This is a genomic window from Saccharibacillus sp. CPCC 101409, from assembly GCF_030518235.1.
GTDB lineage: Bacteria > Bacillota > Bacilli > Paenibacillales > Paenibacillaceae > Saccharibacillus.
Genome location: NZ_JAULSA010000018.1, coordinates 21,591 through 40,947 on the forward strand (window position 1 = coordinate 21,591; position 19,357 = coordinate 40,947).

At 59.6% G+C, this 19,357-nt stretch carries 14 protein-coding genes and 1 riboswitch; of the genes, 10 read left to right on the plus strand and 4 right to left on the minus strand.

All coding sequences use genetic code 11. The features are described 5' to 3' along the window. Nucleotides 1-83: 83 nt before the first annotated feature. On the minus strand, nt 84-752 hold the full coding sequence (locus QWJ34_RS23550) for a Type 1 glutamine amidotransferase-like domain-containing protein (RefSeq protein WP_302731555.1): 669 nt from the start codon (nt 750-752) through the stop codon (nt 84-86). A 191-nt stretch (nt 753-943) separates the two neighbouring features. Here QWJ34_RS23550 and QWJ34_RS23555 point away from each other — a divergent pair, with 191 nt between their 5' ends. The 5 genes from QWJ34_RS23555 (at nt 944) to QWJ34_RS23575 (ending at nt 5,951) form a co-directional block, all read left to right on the plus strand. Continuing rightward, nucleotides 944-1,804: a sugar phosphate isomerase/epimerase family protein gene (locus QWJ34_RS23555; protein ID WP_302731556.1), complete on the plus strand. Its 861-nt coding sequence runs from the start codon at nt 944-946 to the stop codon at nt 1,802-1,804. A 191-nt stretch (nt 1,805-1,995) separates the two neighbouring features. Continuing rightward, the gene (locus QWJ34_RS23560; protein WP_302731557.1) at nt 1,996-2,820 is read left to right on the plus strand and encodes an SDR family NAD(P)-dependent oxidoreductase; all 825 of its coding nucleotides are present in this window, start codon (nt 1,996-1,998) and stop codon (nt 2,818-2,820) included. A 202-nt stretch (nt 2,821-3,022) separates the two neighbouring features. After that, nucleotides 3,023-4,318 carry a homocysteine synthase gene (locus tag QWJ34_RS23565; RefSeq protein WP_302731558.1) on the plus strand — a complete coding sequence of 432 codons (1,296 nt, stop codon included), beginning with the start codon at nt 3,023-3,025 and terminating at the stop codon, nt 4,316-4,318. A gap of 236 nt (nt 4,319-4,554) precedes the next feature. Beyond that, entirely contained in the window at nt 4,555-5,517 is a 963-nt protein-coding gene (gene trxB / locus QWJ34_RS23570) for a thioredoxin-disulfide reductase (RefSeq protein ID WP_302731559.1), read from the plus strand. Nucleotides 5,518-5,720: 203 nt separating this feature from the next. Further along, nucleotides 5,721-5,951 (plus strand): glutaredoxin family protein, encoded by a 231-nt coding sequence (locus QWJ34_RS23575; RefSeq protein WP_302731560.1) that lies wholly within the window; start codon nt 5,721-5,723, stop codon nt 5,949-5,951. Between the two features lie 166 nt (nt 5,952-6,117). Here QWJ34_RS23575 and QWJ34_RS23580 read toward each other — a convergent pair whose 3' ends face one another. Next, a complete protein-coding gene (locus QWJ34_RS23580; RefSeq protein WP_302731561.1) occupies nt 6,118-7,299 on the minus strand; it encodes an ROK family transcriptional regulator in 1,182 nt (393 codons plus the stop codon). 877 nt (nt 7,300-8,176) lie between these two features. On the opposite strand from QWJ34_RS23580, the gene xylA reads away from it, so the two are divergent. The 3 genes from xylA to QWJ34_RS23595 all read left to right on the plus strand — a co-directional run bounded on the left by xylA (nt 8,177) and on the right by QWJ34_RS23595 (nt 12,857). Further along, the gene (gene xylA / locus QWJ34_RS23585) at nt 8,177-9,490 is read left to right on the plus strand and encodes a xylose isomerase (RefSeq protein WP_302731562.1); all 1,314 of its coding nucleotides are present in this window, start codon (nt 8,177-8,179) and stop codon (nt 9,488-9,490) included. Nucleotides 9,491-9,957: 467 nt separating this feature from the next. Further along, on the plus strand, nt 9,958-11,463 hold the full coding sequence (gene xylB, locus QWJ34_RS23590; RefSeq protein ID WP_302731563.1) for a xylulokinase: 1,506 nt from the start codon (nt 9,958-9,960) through the stop codon (nt 11,461-11,463). Nucleotides 11,464-11,729: 266 nt separating this feature from the next. Further along, nucleotides 11,730-12,857, plus strand: coding sequence for a transglutaminase domain-containing protein (locus tag QWJ34_RS23595; protein ID WP_302731564.1), 1,128 nt, complete (start codon nt 11,730-11,732; stop codon nt 12,855-12,857). Nucleotides 12,858-12,957: 100 nt separating this feature from the next. Here QWJ34_RS23595 and QWJ34_RS23600 read toward each other — a convergent pair whose 3' ends face one another. Further along, nucleotides 12,958-14,427, minus strand: a complete 1,470-nt coding sequence (locus QWJ34_RS23600) for an amino acid permease (RefSeq protein WP_302731565.1) — start codon at nt 14,425-14,427, stop codon at nt 12,958-12,960. Nucleotides 14,428-14,547: 120 nt separating this feature from the next. Then, nucleotides 14,548-14,736, minus strand: a riboswitch (Lysine riboswitch). Nucleotides 14,737-15,039: 303 nt separating this feature from the next. Beyond that, nucleotides 15,040-16,197: a conserved virulence factor C family protein gene (locus tag QWJ34_RS23605; RefSeq protein WP_302731566.1), complete on the minus strand. Its 1,158-nt coding sequence runs from the start codon at nt 16,195-16,197 to the stop codon at nt 15,040-15,042. A gap of 160 nt (nt 16,198-16,357) precedes the next feature. Here QWJ34_RS23605 and QWJ34_RS23610 point away from each other — a divergent pair, with 160 nt between their 5' ends. Together QWJ34_RS23610 and QWJ34_RS23615 are read left to right on the plus strand one after the other, a co-directional pair. Then, nucleotides 16,358-17,470 (plus strand): MBL fold metallo-hydrolase, encoded by a 1,113-nt coding sequence (locus tag QWJ34_RS23610; protein ID WP_302731567.1) that lies wholly within the window; start codon nt 16,358-16,360, stop codon nt 17,468-17,470. A gap of 190 nt (nt 17,471-17,660) precedes the next feature. Next, the gene (locus QWJ34_RS23615; RefSeq protein ID WP_302731568.1) at nt 17,661-19,286 is read left to right on the plus strand and encodes an ABC-F family ATP-binding cassette domain-containing protein; all 1,626 of its coding nucleotides are present in this window, start codon (nt 17,661-17,663) and stop codon (nt 19,284-19,286) included. Nucleotides 19,287-19,357 lie beyond the last annotated feature (71 nt).

Consider the following 19,357-nt stretch of genomic DNA (forward strand, 5'->3'; position numbering starts at 1 on the left):
TATACGAAATCTTATTGAACGAAGGGTCGGAACGCCGCTGCATTCGTTCGATCGACGCCGCCTGCCGCTCAACCGCGGGAATATCAGAGCGCGAAATGCTTCCAGTGCCCTTCGGAAATCACTTCAACGTCTCCGTCGACGACTTTGATCGCGGTTTGATCGTCGATCGCATAGGCCGGTCCCGGCATCCCGGCGGCCCAGTTCTCGGCGGCGGCCAGGGTGTTTCCAGGCAGCATTTCGTGGTCGAGATGCGGAAACAGGGCAAAATCGACCAGGCCCAGCGCTTCGTCGCCGCCGGTCGGCGGCGTCCAACCGACGAAGAAATCCCCGATGCTGGGCGCCATCACCATACTGCCGGCGCTCATGCCCACATAAACCGCCCGCAGCGACGGCAAAAGGTCCGCCAGTCCGGACTTCCGCATCCAATGGTTCAGATAAAGAGCGTCGCCGCCCGAAACCAGCAGAACGTCGATCTCCCGGACCAGCGGCACCCAGCGTTCTTGATCGATACTCGGCAGCGCGGTCAGTTCGAGCACGCCGACCGATTTCCAGCCCAGTTCGACCATCGGGTTATCGGACTTTCCGCTGATGAATTCCCACGCATCGATGCCGGGACCGACCCAGGGATGTCCGTACATGGCGGTGGGGATGCACAGAGCGGTGGATTCGGCGATCGGCTTGTCCAGCATGTCGACCAGCGCTTCATGTATGCTCGGGTTGATTACGCCCCCGGAAGTCAGCAATAATTTCATCGTCTCACTCCTATGGAACTTATTTACTTATTCTAACATTTTATTTTTCGATCCAGCGTTTTATTTTTGGACAGATAAGGCTTGTTTTCCGCTTTTTCCATGCTCGTTTAACCGGCTGTTTGCAATGCAGGGCATCTAGGCTCCCGGGCGGCGTTTTCCCGACGCTCCGGAATCACGAGGAGGAATCAAGGATGAAACTGGGCATACTGGCACATACGTACGGCAGGCTTCCGGTCGCCGAGCTGGCGCGCAAAGTGGCTGCCGAAGGCTTCGCTTCCGTTCAGCTCGCGCTGCTCAAAGCGATCGCGGATATCGACTGCTCGCCGGGCAAGCTGAGTCCCGGGCTGGCGAATCATATCGCCGAGACGTTCGACCGCGAAGGGGTAAGGATCGCGGTGCTCGGCTGTTATATCGATCCGGTCCATCCGGACCGGGACGCGCGGCGGGCGGAGATCGACCGCTTCAAAGAACATCTGCGCCTGGCGCGCGACTTCGGCTGCGGCCTGGTGGGCACGGAAACGGGCTCGCTGACGACGTTCCGCGATTCGCACCCGCTCGATTACCGCGAGCAGGGGTGGAGCGTGCTGCGCGAGACGATGTCCGAGCTGGCCGAAGAAGCGGAGAAATGGGGCGCGAGCCTTGCGATCGAGCCGGTCGCGGGCCATACGCTCGATTCGCTGGACGATTTCCGGCGGCTGCTGGACGAAGTGCCGTCCACGACCGTTCGGCTGCTGTTCGACGCCTGCAATCTGATGAACGCGCAGCGGCTGCCGGCGCAGGACGATCTGATGCGCGGCGCGTTCGAGACGCTGGCCGAACGCATGGTGCTGATCCATGCCAAAGACCTGGTGTTTGAAGAAGCCGGGGAAGGTTCGGAGCAGCCCGCGCGGCGAGCCGACCGTCCGGTCGGAGACGGGCTGCTGCACACCGATGTGCTGTGCGCCCTGCTGAAGCGGCACAAGCCGCATATCGATATTTCGATCGAAGGCGTGACGGCCGAAACGGCGCGCCGTTCGGCGGACAGGCTGCGCGAGATTTACGCGAACGCTTGAACCGCCCGGCTTATCGAACGCAGGACAGGCGTCTTCCTCTGCGGGAAGACGTCTTTTTGTCTGTGCACCCGAATCGGCAAAGCCGGCAAAGTTTCCGCTTTCCGGGCGGTTCCGCGGCGGCGGCGAAGGGTAATGGGCCGTGAATGCGCATTCAGGAGAATCGCGACTATCGCGACAAAGGAGAGATCAAGATGAGCGACACGCAATCTTCGGAACAATTTCTCGTAGCTCTGGTCACGGGCGGAGCCAAAGGGGTGGGACTGGGCATCTCGCATGTACTGGCCCAAAAAGGCTACCGCATCGCGCTGACTTATCATTCGAGCTCGGACGACATGAAGACGATGACGCGGGAACTGAAGCATATCTACGGAGCGGAGCCGTTCGCGATCCAGAGCGACCTGAAGCAGCCCGGCGAACCGCAAAAAGTCGTCGACGCCGTGCTGGAGCACTTCGGCCGGATCGATCTGGTCGTCAACAACGCGGGAGAAGGCATGTACTCGGAATTGACCGAGCTCGATGAAGAAGACCTGAACGGGATGGTCGCGCTGGATTATACGGCGCCCATCCTCGTATCGAAGTACGCGGTCCGGTCGATGATCGAACGCGAGATCAAAGGAAGCGTGCATTTCATCACGTCTTCGCGCGGCGAGAGAGCTTATCCGGGCGACAGCATCTACGGCGGCATGAAAGCCGCGCTGATCCGCTCCTGCGGCTCGCTGGCGCTGGAATGGGCGCCGCACGGCATTCGCACCAACTGTGTCGCGCCCGGCGCGACGGTCAACAACCTGGACCAGAACGCGCACGAGGAGCCGCTCGGCCGCAAGATTCCGCTGGGCCGGCTCGGCACGCCGTCCGATATCGGGGAAGCGATCGCCTGGCTCGCTTCGGATAAAGCGTCGTATATTACCGGCATCAATCTGCGCATCGACGGCGGCCTGATCCTGCCGGGCATGCCGGAAGACACCTCGAAGGAAGCCGGTTACGGCTGGGGCTTTATGTATCCGGAGCGCAAGTAGAACCCAATCGCAAATTTTTTCTTTTCAATCCTCCCAATCTGTGTAAGAATAAGGCCAATATCACGCTTTCGCGCTGTTCACGATTAAAGGAAGGAAGCGTCCGGCAGAGAAGCTCGGCAGCCAGAAATCACGCGCCGTTCGGGAGCGCTTCCAAACTATCAGCGTCCCGGACTGCCGGGACGAAATTCGGGAGGATTCGGATATGACGGAGGAAAGAAAACTCGCATTCGAAACGCTGGCGGTACACGGAGGACAGGAGATCGACCCGACGACGGGAGCTCGCGCCGTGCCGCTGTACCAGACGACGTCGTACGGCTTTCGCGATACGGAGCACGCGGCCAATCTGTTCGGGCTGCAGGAGTTCGGCAATATCTATACGCGGCTGATGAATCCGACCAGCGATGTGTTCGAACAGCGGATCGCGGCGCTGGAAGGCGGAGCCGGCGCGCTGGCGACGGCTTCCGGGCAGGCGGCCATCACTTACTCCCTGCTGAATATCGCGGGCGCGGGCGACGAGATCGTGTCTTCGGCCAGTTTGTACGGCGGCACATACAATCTGTTCGCCGTGACGCTGCCCAAGCTGGGCATCACCGTGCGCTTTGTCGATTCGAGCGATCCCGAGAACTTCCGCGCCGCTATCAACGAGAAAACGAAAGCGGTCTACGCCGAAACGATCGGCAATCCGCGCGGCGACGTGCTCGATATCCGGGCCGTGGCCGATATCGCCCACGAACACGGCGTGCCGCTGATCGTGGACAATACGTTCCCGAGCCCGTATCTGCTGCGCCCGATCGAACACGGCGCGGATATCGTCGTGCATTCGGCCACCAAGTTTATCGGCGGCCACGGCACTTCGATCGGCGGAGTGATCGTCGACGGCGGCAAGTTCGACTGGACGCAGGGCGGACGCTTCCCGGGACTGACCGAACCCGATCCCAGTTACAACGGGCTCGTCTACACGCAGGCTGTCGGACCGATCGCCTACATCATCAAAGCGCGCGTGCAGCTCATGCGCGATCTGGGCGCGGCGATCTCGCCGTTCAACTCCTGGCTGCTGCTTCAGGGACTCGAAACGCTGCATCTGCGCATGGAGCGCCATTCGCAGAACGCTCTCGCCGTCGCGCGGTATCTGGAAGCGCACGAGCAGGTGGAATGGGTCAACTATTCCGGGCTGCCGAGCCATCCGTCGCACGAGCTGGCGCGGCGCTATCTGCCGAAAGGCCAGGGCGCCATCCTGACGTTCGGGATCAAAGGCGGCGTCGAAGCGGGCAAAAAGCTGATCGAAAGCGTCAAGCTGTTCTCGCACCTCGCCAACGTCGGCGATTCGAAAAGCCTGATTATCCATCCGGCGAGCACCACCCACCAGCAGCTCGGCGAAGCGGAACAAACGGCTTCCGGCGTGCTGCCCGGCATGGTGCGCCTGTCGATCGGCACGGAATCCGTCGACGATATCCTGCACGATCTGGAGCAGGCGATCGGCGCCGCTTCGCGCGTGTAAGCCGGGTCTTGCAAACGCGGCCGGCGGTTGGCGCTGCCTCGTCACGCCGCATTTCGTTTGGCCGCTTTCCTTTGGGGGAAAGCGGCTTTTTTGTCGTGCTGCCAACGACGGCTTCATCGAATCTTCATTTATATAGGGATAAATTGAACTTGACACAATTGATTTTGCGCAGCATAATAAATACTACATTGTAATCATTATAAATTAGGAAACGGTTGAGAAAGAGGAGGATCTTCATGTACAAATCGATCATTATCGGAACCGGCCCGGCCGGACTCACCGCCGCTATCTATCTGGCGCGCGCCAATATGAGCCCGCTCGTTATCGAGGGGCCGCAGCCGGGCGGGCAGCTGACGACCACGACCGAAGTCGAGAACTTCCCGGGCTTCCCGGACGGCATCATGGGCCCCGAGCTGATGGACAATATGCGCAAGCAGGCCGAACGCTTCGGCGCGGAATTCCGCACCGGCTGGGTCGAGAATGTCGACCTGTCGGAACGTCCTTTTAAACTGACCGTGGACGGCATGGGGCAGCTCGTGACCGAGACGCTGATCCTGTCGACCGGCGCAAGCGCCAAATACCTCGGCATTCCCGGCGAAGAAGAAAATGTCGGCATGGGCGTAAGCACCTGCGCCACCTGCGACGGATTCTTTTTCCGCGGCAAAGAAATCGTCGTGGTTGGCGGCGGCGACTCGGCGCTCGAAGAAGCGAACTTCCTGAGCCGCTTCGGCACGAAGGTCACGCTGGTGCACCGCAGATCGGAACTGCGCGCCTCGAAGATCATGCAGGAGCGCACGCGCCAGAACCCGAAAGTCGAATGGGCGCTGGACCGCACGCCGCTCGAAGTCGTCAAAGGCGTCAACGGCCTGCAGGGGCTGAAAGTGCGCAACAACGCAACGGGAGAAACGGAAATGATCGAAGCCAGCGGCGTGTTCGTGGCGATCGGCCACCATCCGAACACCGGCTTCCTGAACGGACAGGTAACGACCGACGAGAACGGCTACATCGTCGTCACGCCGGGCACGAGCGAAACGAATATTCCGGGCGTATTCGCCTGCGGCGATGTGCAGGATACGCGCTATCGCCAGGCGATCACGGCTGCGGGCAGCGGCTGCGCGGCGGCCATGGACTGCGAACGGTTTATCGAAAGCCTGGAATTCGCCGAAGCGGCCGCGGAAAAAGCGGAAGCGGTTCTGTAAAAAGAAAAGCGGGCGGCGCAGCGCAAACCGTCGAAAATGGCGAAACGGCGCGAACGGCCGAATCCGGCAAATTCGGCCGCACAAACGGCCGCCGCGTCTTTTTCGTCACATTTTATCCCGCTTAACATTTGGTATTGCGCTTCAATCGCGTTATAATAAAGAAAGCTGGTTTCAAAAACATATCGAGAAGGTGGAGAGAACCCATGGCAAACGCAATCGTATACACAAGCACCAACTGCCCGCACTGCAAGCAGGTCAAGACTTACCTGGACGGGAAAGGCGTATCTTACGAAGAACGCAACATCGAGCAGAGCGACGATTTCGCTCAGCAGGTTTGGGATATGGGGCTGCGCGCCGTGCCGGTTACGGTTATCGGCGAAGCCAAGATCGTGGGCATGAACAAACTTCAGCTGGAAAAAGCGCTTAAAGCGTAAATCCGGCTTGAAGCGGCCGGCCGATTCGCTTGGCGGGCCGACGGAAAAAAGGACTTCTTTTCGCCTTCGGGCGGAAAAGAAGTCCTTTTTTTGCCGGGCCGGCCGCCGCGCTGCGCGGAAGCGGGCGACGGCAAACCGACCGCGCCGATCGGGCCGGCCGCGCCGTTTACAGCGAGACCCGGACCCGCCCCAGAAACTGCGACACCGCCAGATGCGCCGCGCCGATCACGGCCGAACGGCTGCCCAGTTCGGAGAAAGACACCGCAAGTTCGCGCCGGTGATAAGGCAGCGCCCGCTCCGCGATCGTCCGCAGCATGGCCGGCTCGATCCATTCTTTGGCTTCGGTCAGCGGTCCGCCCACGACGATCTTCTCCGGGTTGAAGCCGTTGACCAGATTCGTCACGCCGATGCCGAGCCGCCGCCCGATCTCGTCGTACAGCGCCAGCGCGCCGGCATGGCCGCTTCGCGCGTATTCGACCAGCTCCGGCGTGGTCTGCGCCGGCAGAGCGCCGCTGCCGCCTGCGGATTCTTCCGACGCATACGCGTAAGCGCGTTCCGACGCGTACAGCTCCCAGCAGCCCCGGCTGCCGCAGCTGCACAGCCGTCCGTCGCTTTCGATCGACATGTGGCCGGTCTCGCCGGCGTAGCCCCAGGCGCCTTTGTACAGCTGTCCGTCGATAATCATGCCGGAGCCGAGGCCCATCCCGGCGCTGACGTACACCAGATGCCGCACATGCCGGCCCGCGCCGTATTCGCGCTCGCCCGCCGCGCCGGCGTTCGCTTCGTTGTCCACGACGACCGGCGCGCCGAACTCGGCTTCCAGCCGCGTTTTCAGGTCGACGCCTTCCCAGCCCAGGTTGGGCGCATACAAGACGACGCCGGAGTCGTCCGCCATGCCCGGCACGCCGATGCCGAGGCCGACCAGCCCGTGCGGCGATTCCGGCACCGCGTCCAGCAGCGGCCGCACCGCTTCGCGGATCTTGCCAAACACCGCCTCCGGATCGGTTCCTTCGAGCGCCGCGCCGCTTTCGAGCAGGATGCGTCCGCGCAGATCGGTCAGCGCCGCTTTGACGCTCGTGACGCCCAGTTCGATCCCGACCGAACTGCCCGCCGCCCCGTTGAACAGCAGCATCAGCGGCTTGCGCCCGCCGCTCGATTCCCCCGGCCCCGTTTCTTCGACCAGGCTTTGTTCCAGCAGCTCAAACGTCAGATTGGACACCGTCGCTTTATTGAGCCCGGTCCTTTCCGACACATCCGTCCTCGACAGCGGCCCCTGCCGGCGGATCGTATCCAGCACGATCGACTTGTTCAACTTCTTGACAAGGGCCTGATCCCCGGTCACTCTCATCCTCGATTCCTCCATCCGTGCTCCGAACATTCTCTCTATCATAAGCCAACTTGCCCGGGAAAAGAAGACATCATGCTTGGCTTTAAGCAGCGGGCGAGCCGCTGTGTAAACGCCCGGTTTGCAGAACAGCCGTAAAAAGCCGTGTAGAAAATTCGTTCACGTATGCTTCCAAGGTGACTTTCTCCGAAAGTGTTTAGCTATCGAGAAGCGGGTTTACGCCAAACAACTCGTACACTCGATTCGAATTAAACAAGAGGGAAGAAACCGAAAAACAAATCAAGTATCAAGTCGAATCCCAAATAAGCGTCTATATACACTTATTTAAGCTGAATCTTGCTTTTCTGAGCAAATAACTGCGCCCGTACATCTATTTCGAGCTTTTACACGCCTATTTGCTCTTTTACGCCTAAATAGTTGTACCTGCGCCGCTATTTCAAGAAACAGGAGCGTTCCGCCCGAAATAAGTGTACCTGTGCTTTTATTTTCTGTTTTGAACCGGACCGGCCTTTCTCGGCAGAGAAAGCCGTATCCCGCGATCCTGCGCCGGGAAGTTCCCCCGGTGCAGGGAGCCCCAAGCCCTTCCCGCGTCCCGAGATACGAGGGACGCCGCCCCGCACCAACCCTCCGGCGAGATGTTTTCGGCAGAAGCGACCTTTGGCTTTCCGAAGGAAAACAACCCGAGCGCCTGGCGAAAACATCGAGCTCCGCCAACCCCGAGCGCCTGGCGAAAATATCGAGCAAGCGCTTTCTATTTTGTATTTTAACCCGGAAAAACTTTTAGCGAAAGACTTAGTTTACCCGATAGACAAAGTTTTTCCGATGTGCTAGGATAGCGATGTAAACGATTTCTGCGAAATAACGAGGAGGCATTTCTTACATGGCTTATTTTGAAAATGTCGGTAAAGTGGCTTACGAAGGCAGTCAGTCGCAAAACCCATTCGCTTTTAAATTCTACAACGCGGACGAAGTGGTCGCGGGCAAGAAAATGTCCGAGCACCTGAAGTTCTCGATGGCTTACTGGCACACGCTGACGGCGGAAGGCGGCGATCCGTTCGGCGCAACGACGGCGATTCGCCCTTGGCATTCGTACAGCGGTATCGACCTGGCGAAAGCCCGCGTCGAAGCCGGCTTCGAGTTCATGGACAAAATGGGACTGGAGTACTTCTGTTTCCACGATATCGACATCACGCCTGAAGGATCGACGCTCAAAGAGTTTTTCGCGAACATCGACACGATCGTCGACCTGATTGAATCGAACATGAAATCCAGCGGCAAAAAACTGCTCTGGAACACGGCCAACATGTTCACGAATCCGCGCTTCGTGCACGGCGCCGCTTCCACCAACAATGCGGACGTGTACGCTCACGCAGCAGCTCAAATCAAAAAAGGTCTCGAAGTCGGCAAACGCCTCGGCGGCGAAAACTACGTATTCTGGGGCGGACGCGAAGGCTACATGTCCCTGCTGAACACGGATATGAAGCTGGAGCAGGACAATATCGCCCGCATGTTCCACATGGCGGCCGACTACGCGAAGGAAATCGGCTACGACGCCCAGTTCCTGATCGAACCGAAACCGAAAGAGCCGACCAAACACCAGTACGACTTCGACGCGGCTACAACGATCGCATTCCTGCAAAAATACGATCTCGACAAGCTGTTCAAGCTCAACCTGGAAGCCAACCACGCGACGCTGGCCGGCCACACGTTCGACCACGAACTGCGCGTAGCCCGCATCAACGGCATGTTGGGATCGCTCGACGCCAACCAGGGCGATATGCTGCTGGGCTGGGACACCGACGAATTCCCGGTTAATATCTACGACGCGACGCTGACGCTGTACGAAGTGCTGAAGAACGACGGCCTGGGCAAAGGCGGCATCAACTTCGACGCCAAAGTCCGCCGCGACTCTTTCGAAGCCGACGACCTGTTCCTGGCGCACATCGCCGGTATGGACACGTACGCCAAAGGCCTCAAAGTCGCAGCCAAGCTGATCGAAGACCGCGCGTTCGACAAAGTCATCGAAGAACGCTACAGCAGCTTCTCCGAAGGCATCGGCGCCGATATCATAGCCGGCAAAACGACCCTGTCTTCCCTGGCCGAGTACGCCCTGAACAACGAGAACCCGCGCCCGAACAAATCCGGCCGCCAGGAACTTCTCCAATCCGTACTCAACCAGTATATTTATGGTTAGGAGCAAAATTTGCGGACCCCTACGGGCACGTAAATTGTAGTCTCCCGCGCTGAGCGATAAGTTTTAAGGAGCAAAATTTGTGGATTCCCGGAGCAAGATTTGCATATCCCTCCGGGCTTAGCAAATCGCAGTCTCCCGCGCCAAGCGACGTTCTTTCCAAGTCCGTTGCGCTTGCCATAGGCCAAGCGCAATCATAAAAAAAGCCGGCTCTTCCAGCCGGCCACACCGCCCACAACACCGGCGGCGTCAGGGTTTCAACAAACATACAGAATCGCACAAGCGATCATCGCATGATAATCGGACGGCTTCCCGCAAGCTCCCTTCGGGGAGGGGAGCCGTCCTTTTACATTCTGTTCAAGCTGTTCACGCTTCAAGCTATTCACGCTGTTAACGCGGCCGCGGCCGTTTGGCCGCACGCTCCAACGCTAGTCGCAGCGCCAATATTCGCTCAACCAAGGAGGACACACATGAGTTACGTTATCGGAATCGACCTCGGCACCAGCGCCGTCAAATCGGTGCTCGTCGACAAATCCGGCAGAGTCGTCGCGGAGGAATCGGAAGCTTATCCGCTGCACCAGCCCAAGCCGGGCTACAGCGAGCAGGATGCCGAAGACTGGGTCGAGAAAACGATCCTGTCGCTGAACAAGCTGCTGCAAACGTCCGGCGCGAAGCCGGAAGAGATCGAAGGGATCAGCTTCTCCGGCCAGATGCACGGACTGGTGCTCGTCGGCGAAGACGGCCGCGCCCTGCGCCGGGCCATTCTGTGGAACGACACGCGCACCACGCCGCAGTGCCGCAGGATCGAGCAGACGCTCGGCGCGGACCTGCTGAAGATCGCGCGCAACCGCGCGCTGGAAGGCTTCACCCTGCCGAAGATCCTCTGGGTGCAGGAGCACGAGCCGGAGATCCTGGAGCGGGCCAAGCTGTTCCTGCTGCCCAAAGACTATGTGCGCCTGCGCCTGACCGGCAGCGCCGCCATGGACTACTCCGACGCGGCCGGCACGCTGCTGCTGGACGTGGCGGGCAAGCAGTGGAGCGAGCGGATCGCCGCAGCGTTCGGTCTGCCGACTTCGCTGTTCCCGCCGCTCGTCGAATCGTTCGACGACACGGGATCGCTGCTGCCGGAGATGCAGCGGAGCACGGGCCTGACGGAGAGCACGCGCGTATACGCGGGCGGAGCCGACAACGCCTGCGGCGCAATCGGCGCGGGCATCCTGGGCGAAGGCCAGACGATGTGCAGCATCGGGACGTCGGGCGTGGTCCTGTCGTACGAGACGCGCCGCGATCTGGACTTCGAAGGCAAAGTCCATTTTTTCAACCACAGTGAAAAAGACGCGTTTTATATCATGGGCGTCACGCTTGCGGCCGGCTACAGCATGCAGTGGTTCCGCGAAACGTTCGGCGGCGGCCAATCGTTCGAAGACCTGCTTGCCGGAATCGGCGAAGTAGCGCCGGGCGCGAACGGCCTGCTGTTTACGCCGTATATCGTCGGCGAACGCACGCCGCACCCGGATTCCGATATCCGGGGCAGCTTTATCGGCATCGACGCGAGCCACAAGCTGCCGCATTTCGCCCGTGCCGTGATGGAAGGCATCACGTTCTCGCTGCGCGAATCGATCGATATTCTGCGCGCGGCCGGCAAAACGGTCGATAAAGTGGTCTCGATCGGCGGCGGCGCGAAGAACAAGGAATGGCTGCAAATGCAGGCGGACGTGTTCGGCGCGGATGTGGTGAAGCTGGAAAGCGAGCAGGGGCCGGCAATGGGCGCGGCGATGCTGGCGGCGTTCGGCAGCGGCTGGTTCGAGACGCTGCAGGACTGCGCGCGCGAATTTATCCGCGCAGACAAGACGTACACGCCGGACGCGCAGCGCGCCGAAACGTACAGCAAATTGTTCGAGGTGTATCAAGACGTATACGGCCAAACGGCCGAACTGAACCGCAAACTTTCCGCGTTCCGCGGCGGCGACAACTGAGCCGCCGGGTATCCGCGCAGCCTGCCCGATGCAAACAGCCGTTTTCCCGTCCAAGGGAAAGCGGCTGTTTGCCGTGCGGACGATCGAAAAAAACGCTTCAACGACACCCTTTGCTTTTTAGACGGCTTCGTTCATAATAAAGAGAGGGCTTTTTTGGAAAAGAGATCTGCGCCGCTCTTGCGGGAAGCAGGGCGGATGCCGATATACATAAGGGATAAAGCGGCACAAGCACAACTTTCGTCAACCGAGGGGGAGAATGCGTACTCATGAAGGGAAGAGCAAGCAGGCAGATATTGAAGTTGGGCATGGCATTCGCACTGGTGGCGGGAGGCGCTCTGGGCGGGCTGCATCCGCTCGGCGAAACGGCAACGGCGGCGGCGGTCTCGGCCCAGGCCCAGTCGCAAACACAGCTGCAAAACCAGATCTATCAGGCGCTGACCGCGCGTAAAGGCGTGTTGAATCTCACTTACGCGGGCGGCATTCAGGAATTGAAAAAAGCAATCGAGCCCGCGCTGAACGCGGCGATCGAACAGGACCCCTATATTCACTATACGATGAAAGGCTACGCCTATTCGCTGCGCGGCACGAGTGCGTCGTCCAGCGCGGAGCTGAAGCTCACTTACCGCGAAACGGCCCAGCAGTCCGCTTACGTGCATCAGAAAGTCGGCGAGACGCTCAAGCAGATCACGACGCCGGATATGAACGATCATTTGAAGGTCAAAGCGATTCACGACTGGGTCGTGCGCAGCCTGAAATACGATCAGACGCTGTCGAAGTTTACGGCTTACGACGGGCTGAAGACAGGCAGCGCCGTATGCCAGGGCTACGCTTTGCTGACGTACGATCTGCTGAAGCAGGCCGGTTTTGAAACGAATATCGTGGAAGGTTATGTCGAAGGGACGGCGCACGCCTGGAATATGGTCAAGCTGGGCGGCAAGTGGTATCAGCTCGATACGACCTGGGACGATCCGGTGCCGGACCGCGGCGACCGCGTGTCGACGGCATACTACCTGGTCACGGACAGCCAGCTCAAACGCGATCACGTCTGGACTTCGGCCAACTATCCGCAGGCGGTGACGCTGTACGCGGATACGCTGAACGCGCTCGCGGCCAAAGGCGTAACCGTAGCAAAAGAGCTGCGGACGCTGCTGGGTTACAACAACGCTTCTTCGGATTCGGCGGCGGTCGTGTCCACGGCGTCGATGCTGCGGCAGGTCGTCAAGCAGGCGGACAGCCGGGGAGAAAGCCAAACTTCGTTTCAATACAAAGGAACGCGGGAGGAGCTGAAAACCGACCTTCGCTCGCTGACCGGCCAGGGAATTTCGGGAATCCGCTATACGAGCAAAGCGCTTGAGGGAACGAATAACTGGCGGGTTACGCTGTACTGGAAATAGAATGTTGGAAAAAGAACATTGGAAAAAGAAAAGACCGGGTCTTCGCTGCAATCGCGAACATCCGGTCTTTTGGTATGGAAAAGAACGCTGCGGGTATCGGTCAAACGTCGTCGCGGCCGCCGATTTCGCATTGTTCCAGCGGCACGACCCGGGTATTTTTTCTCCATTTGTAGCCGAACCACAGTCCCAGGAACAGCGGCACGCTGAGGTAGGTGGCGATCAGGCCCAGCCAGTCGACCGAACCGTTCTCGATCACCGACAGGCTCTGGCCGACGATGACGACCAGGCACAGCACGAACGCGAACAGCGGGCCGAACGGAAACCAGCGCGCGCGGTACGGCAGTTCGTCCAGGGAATGTCCCTGTTTGATAAACGCGCGGCGGAAGCGGTAATGGCTGATGGCGATGCCGACCCAGGTGATAAAGCCGCACATGCCCGAGGCGTTCAGCAGCCAGTTGTAGACGACCCCGTCGCCGAAAAAGGAAGCGAGGAACGCCAGCATGCCGATTACGGTCGTCGCCAGCAGGGCGTTGATCGGCACCCCGTGCGAAGTCAGGCGCTTGAGGAACCTGGGCGCTTTGCCTTCGAGCGCCAGCGCGTACAGCATGCGCGTGGACGCGTACATGCCGGAGTTGCCGGCGGACAGCACCGAAGTCAGGATAATCGCGTTCATGACGGCCGCGGCAAAAGCAAACCCGGCGCGCTCGAACACGAGCGTGAACGGGCTGACGCCGATCTGGTCCAGATCGCCGTTCAGCAGATTGGGATCGGTGTACGGAATCAGCAGGCCGATCACGAAGATCGCCAGGATATAGAAGATCAGGATGCGCCAGAACACCTGGCGGATCGCCCGAGGCACGTTGCGGCGCGGATCTTCGCTTTCGCCCGCGGCGACGCCGATCAGCTCGGTGCCCTGGAACGAGAAGCCCGCGGCCATAAACACGCCGAGGAAAGCCAGGAAGCCGCCGTTAAAAGGCGCGCCTTCGTGCGTGAAGTTTCCGAAGCCGGCCGCTTTGCCGCCGAGCACGCCGAAGATCATGGCGACGCCGACGACGAGGAACAAGATAACGGTCACGATCTTGATCAGCGCGAACCAGTATTCCGATTCGCCGTAGCCTTTGACCGACAGGGCGTTCAGCAGGAACAGCACGCCCAGGAACAGTACGCTCCAGAGCAGCGACGAGCTGCCGGGGAACCAGTATTTGATAATCAGGGTGGCGGCGGACAGCTCGGCCGCGATCGTCACGGCCCAGTTGTACCAGTAGTTCCAGCCCATGGCGAAGCCGAAGGCGGGATCGACGAACCGGCTTGCATAGGTGCTGAACGAGCCGGATTCCGGCATGTACGTCGCCAGCTCGCCGAGGCTGGTCATCAGGAAGTAGACCATGATGCCGACGGCGGCATAGGCGAGCAGGGCTCCGCCCGGGCCGGCGCTGGCGATCGCGCCGCCGCTGGCCAGGAACAGTCCCGTGCCGATCGCGCCGCCCAGCGCGATCATGGTCATATGGCGGGCCCGCAGGCCCTTTTTTAACCCGGCCGCCTGCGGCGGCCTTCCTTGTGCTGCTTTCATGGGAAACTCAACTCTCCTCGTGTGGATTGATAACACGAAAAGGAGCGTACGGCAAAAAGCCGGCGGAAACGGGTCCGCCGGCTGTGGCAAATCCCGCATCGCAAAACGCGCTTCCATTTTCGTGAAGATAGCTCAACACCCGCCTTGCCGGCGGGTGACAGTTCCGTTCCTTTCGGACACGGCCCCAGCGCGTTCTCCAGTCAGAGAAGACCGCGCTTCGGCGGGTGCGCCTTTCCGTATCCGGCTTCTTCGGCGCTCTGCCGCGCCTCCGCCGGTGTACTCATCGCCACCGCAACCTCTACCTCATCACCGAAAACGAACTCTGGTGCGATGAGGGCATAACGTATTCAATTCGACCGGCCGGCGTCCCGGTGCGGACTTCGCGGATTAATCGAAGCCGCAGCAGGAAAAGCCCTGCATCCGCAGGGCGAGCAGCTTTCACAGTATACGGGATTCCGCCGCCCGGGGCAACCGCATTTCGCACGTTTTTCGGGCGGGGCCCGAATCGTCCGAATCGGCGGCGGACGCGGCGATTCCGGCAGTTCGTTCCGCGGCCGGAACACGCTGCGCCCGGTACCCGCAAATTCGCTTTAAAGCGACAAGCTTTTTCTGTTAAAGCTGCGATTCCGATTCGCGGCTTTGCCGGCGGCTTTTGGCCATCTGCTGCCAGATGGTGCCGGCGGCTTCTTCGCCGGAGTCGATCCGCTCCAGCGCCATCCGCGCCTGGAGCCCGACTTCGAACTCGGGATCGTTCGAAGCTTCTTCTAGCGCTTCGCGCGCCTCGTCCGTGCCGACTTCGTACAGGAAGCGCGCCGCGCGCCAGCGGACGATCTTGCTGCCGTCTTTCAGCGCTTCGAGCATGACCTGCGTGCCGGCCGGATCGCCGATATCCGACAGCGTGTCCCCGGCCGTGCGGCGCACGGCCGGAGAACCGTCCTTCATCGCCCGGAAGAGCAGCCGCATCGCGGCGGGCGTCTTGAGATCGCCGAGATAAACGACGGCCAGACGGCGAATCTGCATCTTGTCGTCGCCGAGCGAACGCTCGATCAGCGGCAGCGTTTCTTCGCTCGCTTCCATCGCTTCCAGCGCCGAGTAACGGCGGCGCCAGTCGGAATGGGACAGGCCTTCCTCGATCTCGGCCTGCGTCCATTCGCGGCGTTCCTCGACGAACTCGTCCGCTTTGGCGCCGTGCGCGATCGCCTGCTTGACGACGCGTTCCAGCCGCTCCGGCGGGAACGCCGCTTCGAGCTCCTGCTCGACCTCGCGGGCGATATCGGGCAGATCGCCGTAGCGCACGCCGTAATCGGTCAGCTTGCGCTCCTTGATCAGCGTGGCGCTGGCGACTTCCGTCACCGCGTCCACAAAGCGCTGGGACAGGCCGATCCGTTCTTCTTCCAGCCCGGATTTGACGCGGATCTGCATCGGAATGCCGCGGAAGAACTGCACGAATACCTGCGCTTCGCCGAAATGCCCGGCGGCGTCTTCGATCTCGGAAGCGATCGGCTGTCCCGAATGGCTGCCGAACACGTCCTGCACGTTCGACAGAATCGCGGACCAGTCCGCGCCCGGTTTCCGGTCGACCGCGAGAAAGTCGGTGGTATGAAAAACGCTTTTGACGCCTTCGATATGCAGCAAACGCGCGATGATCGGCGGGGCCGATCGTTCATTGTCCAGCGTATATGTTTTTCGAATGCCCGCTTCCAGCGTTTCGTCCACATGCAGCTTCATCGTGTTCGGACTGGGAGTGGGCTCGATCAGTTTGATATTCATGGGCGATCAGGCCTCCTTCTCCGTCTATTTTACACCGCCCTATAATAATTGTCACAATAGAGGAGATTCTTTGGCGAAAAAATTGCTTTTTTCTAGTCGAAAGAAAGGGTAAGCGGGTAATTGGGTAGAGAGGCAGTCTTCATCGAAGGAGGAACGGGATATGCCCAAACTCAGATATATCAACGCCAACAATATGCCGATGGGGAAAACGCTGCGGGAGCATCGCGACCGGCATCTGCATCGCAGACGCAAAAAGCGCGATTATTCCTATATCATCCCGAGTCAGCCGGCGAAGCTGGATTATTTGACGGACAACCGGGAAGACGTGACCGTCACCTGGGTCGGGCACTCCACATTCCTGATTCAATACGCGGGACTCAATATTTTGACGGACCCGATCTGGGCCAAGCGCATGGGAGTCGGCAAACGGCTCACCGAGCCCGGCATCCCGATCGAGCAGGTGCCGCCGGTGGATCTGATTCTGATCTCCCACTCGCATTACGACCATATGCATATCGGCTCGATTCGCAGGCTCCAGGGGCCGAAGACGCAGATCGTGGTGCCGGTCGGGCTGAAAAAAAAGCTGGCCCGCAAACAGGTCGGACGCTGCATCGAACTGTCGTGGTGGGAGGAACTGGTGGTGGACGGCGTGCGGATCACGTTCGTGCCGACTCAGCACTGGACGCGGCGCACGCTGTTCGACGCGAATACGTCGCACTGGGGCGGCTTCGTGCTGGAGCCGGAACACGCGATCAAACCGGTGCCGGGTACGATCGTCAACGAGCCGCAGCGCGAACGGGGGACGTACGAGGCCCACGCCGAACCGGGATCGATCCATTCCGTCTCCAAAGCCAAATGCGGCCGCTGGGGCGACACGCTGAACGCCAATGTAAACTCGGACGGCACGCCGCTGCCGCCGACGATTTACTTTGCGGGGGACAGCGGTTACTTCGCGGGCTTCAAAGAGATCGGAGACCGGTTCCGCGTCCATATCACGCTGATGCCGATCGGGGCGTATGAACCGGAATGGTTTATGGGACCGCAGCATATGAATCCGGAGCAGGCGCTCCAGGCGTTCCGCGACGTCGGCGCCGAGATCATGATTCCGATGCATTACGGTACATTCAAGCTGTCGGACGATACGGCGGAAGAAGCGCTGGAACGGCTTGAGCAGGAACGGCGCAGGACCGGCACGTCCAAAGAGTGCGTCAAACTGATGGAGCACGGCGAAACGATGATCGTGCACGCCCAGCAGAAAACGATCGAAACGTAATTGCGATGCGGCCGCCCGGCTCTGCCGGCGCGGTCTTTGGCGCGGCGTACGAATTCCTGACGGAAAAACAATCGAAAGGGCGGAATATACCGGCGTTTTGTGCTATAATAAGCTTTTGAAAAGCACATTTCATTCCAAGCGCCAAAAATGGAGATTAACGAAAAGTTTATAATAAAGGATGGGAATGCACATGATCAGCACAAGCGGCGTTACGCTTCGCTACGGCAAGCGGCCACTTTTTGAAGACGTCAACATTCAATTCAACCCGGGCAACTGTTACGGCCTGATCGGCGCCAACGGCGCCGGCAAATCGACCTTTCTGAAGATTCTCTCCGGAGAAATCGAAGCCAATCAGGGCGAAGTTTCGATCACGCCGGGCGAACGCCTGGCCGTACTGAAACAGAACCATTTCGAATACGACGAGTATCAAGTGCTGGAGACGGTCATCATGGGCCACAGCCGTCTGTATTCGATCATGAAGGAAAAAGACGCCCTGTACGCCAAAAGCGACTTTTCCGAAGAAGACGGTATCCGCGCCGGCGAACTGGAAGGCGATTTTGCGGAACTGAACGGCTGGGATGCCGAATCGGACGCCGCGGCGCTCCTGATCGGCCTGGGCATCGTGCGCGATCTGCACGACAAGAAAATGGACGAGCTGAGCGGCAACGAGAAAGTTCGCGTCCTGCTGGCGCAGGCGCTGTTCGGCAATCCGCAGATCCTGCTGCTGGACGAACCGACCAACCACCTGGATATCGAATCGATCAACTGGCTGGAGAACTTCCTGATGGGCTACGAAGGCACCGTTATTGTCGTATCCCACGACCGTCACTTCCTGAACAAAGTCTGCACGCATATCGCGGACATCGACTTCGGCAAGATCCAGCTGTATGTCGGCAACTACGATTTCTGGTACGAATCCAGCCAGCTGGCTTTGCGTCTCGTACGCGACCAGAACAAGAAGAAAGAAGAAAAGATCAAAGAACTGCAAGCTTTCATCCAGCGCTTCTCGGCGAACGCTTCGAAGTCCAAACAAGCGACGTCGCGGAAAAAGCAGCTCGACAAGATCTCTCTGGACGATATTCGTCCTTCGAACCGCAAGTATCCGTTTATCAACTTCAAACCGGAACGCGAAGCGGGCAAGCAGCTGCTGACGGTCGAGAACCTGAGCAAGTCGGTGGAAGGCGAGAAAGTGCTGGACAACTTCAATCTGGTCGTCAACAAAGGCGACAAGATCGCATTCGTCGGCCCGCACGGACTGCCGAAATCGACGCTGTTCGATATCGTGATGGGCGAACAGGAAGCGGACGGCGGCGAATACACATGGGGCGTTACCACGACCCAGGCGTATTTCCCGAAAGACAACTCCGAATACTTCGACGGCGTGGATCTGAACCTGGTGGAATGGCTGCGCCAGTATTCCAACGAACAGGACGAGACGTTCCTGCGCGGATTCCTCGGTCGTATGCTGTTCGCGGGCGAAGAAGGCCTGAAAAAGGCGAGCGTATTGTCCGGGGGAGAGAAGGTCCGCTGCATGCTGGCCAAAATGATGCTCAACGGCGCCAACGCGCTGATCATGGACGAGCCGACCAACCACTTGGATCTCGAATCCATTACGGCGCTCAACAACGGGCTGATCGATTTCGACGGCACGCTGCTGTTCGTTTCGCATGACCATCAGTTCATCCAAACGATCGCCAACCGCATCGTGGAGATTACGCCGAACGGCGTCATCGACCGCGTCATGACTTACGACGAATACCTCGAAAGCGACGAAGTCAAAGCGCTGCGCGAGCGGATGTACGCTGTACAGGTTTAAATACCGATTTTCCGATCAGATGGAACGGCCCAGCCGGGTCGAGAATTGAAAAACCCCTGTTCCCGAATTAA

Excerpts from the sequence above, each read along its gene's own strand:
- trxB (WP_302731559.1), top strand. The coding sequence starts at position 4,555 with ATGTACAAATCGATCATTATCGGAACCGGCCCGGCCGGACTCACCGCC.
- QWJ34_RS23565 (WP_302731558.1), top strand. The coding sequence starts at position 3,023 with ATGACGGAGGAAAGAAAACTCGCATTCGAAACGCTGGCGGTACACGGA.
- QWJ34_RS23555 (WP_302731556.1), top strand. The coding sequence starts at position 944 with ATGAAACTGGGCATACTGGCACATACGTACGGCAGGCTTCCGGTCGCC.
- QWJ34_RS23610 (WP_302731567.1), top strand. The coding sequence starts at position 16,358 with ATGCCCAAACTCAGATATATCAACGCCAACAATATGCCGATGGGGAAA.
- QWJ34_RS23580 (WP_302731561.1), bottom strand. The coding sequence starts at position 7,299 with ATGAGAGTGACCGGGGATCAGGCCCTTGTCAAGAAGTTGAACAAGTCG.
- QWJ34_RS23575 (WP_302731560.1), top strand. The coding sequence starts at position 5,721 with ATGGCAAACGCAATCGTATACACAAGCACCAACTGCCCGCACTGCAAG.
- QWJ34_RS23550 (WP_302731555.1), bottom strand. The coding sequence starts at position 752 with ATGAAATTATTGCTGACTTCCGGGGGCGTAATCAACCCGAGCATACAT.
- xylA (WP_302731562.1), top strand. The coding sequence starts at position 8,177 with ATGGCTTATTTTGAAAATGTCGGTAAAGTGGCTTACGAAGGCAGTCAG.
- QWJ34_RS23560 (WP_302731557.1), top strand. The coding sequence starts at position 1,996 with ATGAGCGACACGCAATCTTCGGAACAATTTCTCGTAGCTCTGGTCACG.
- QWJ34_RS23595 (WP_302731564.1), top strand. The coding sequence starts at position 11,730 with ATGAAGGGAAGAGCAAGCAGGCAGATATTGAAGTTGGGCATGGCATTC.
- xylB (WP_302731563.1), top strand. The coding sequence starts at position 9,958 with ATGAGTTACGTTATCGGAATCGACCTCGGCACCAGCGCCGTCAAATCG.
- QWJ34_RS23615 (WP_302731568.1), top strand. The coding sequence starts at position 17,661 with ATGATCAGCACAAGCGGCGTTACGCTTCGCTACGGCAAGCGGCCACTT.
- QWJ34_RS23600 (WP_302731565.1), bottom strand. The coding sequence starts at position 14,427 with ATGAAAGCAGCACAAGGAAGGCCGCCGCAGGCGGCCGGGTTAAAAAAG.
- QWJ34_RS23605 (WP_302731566.1), bottom strand. The coding sequence starts at position 16,197 with ATGAATATCAAACTGATCGAGCCCACTCCCAGTCCGAACACGATGAAG.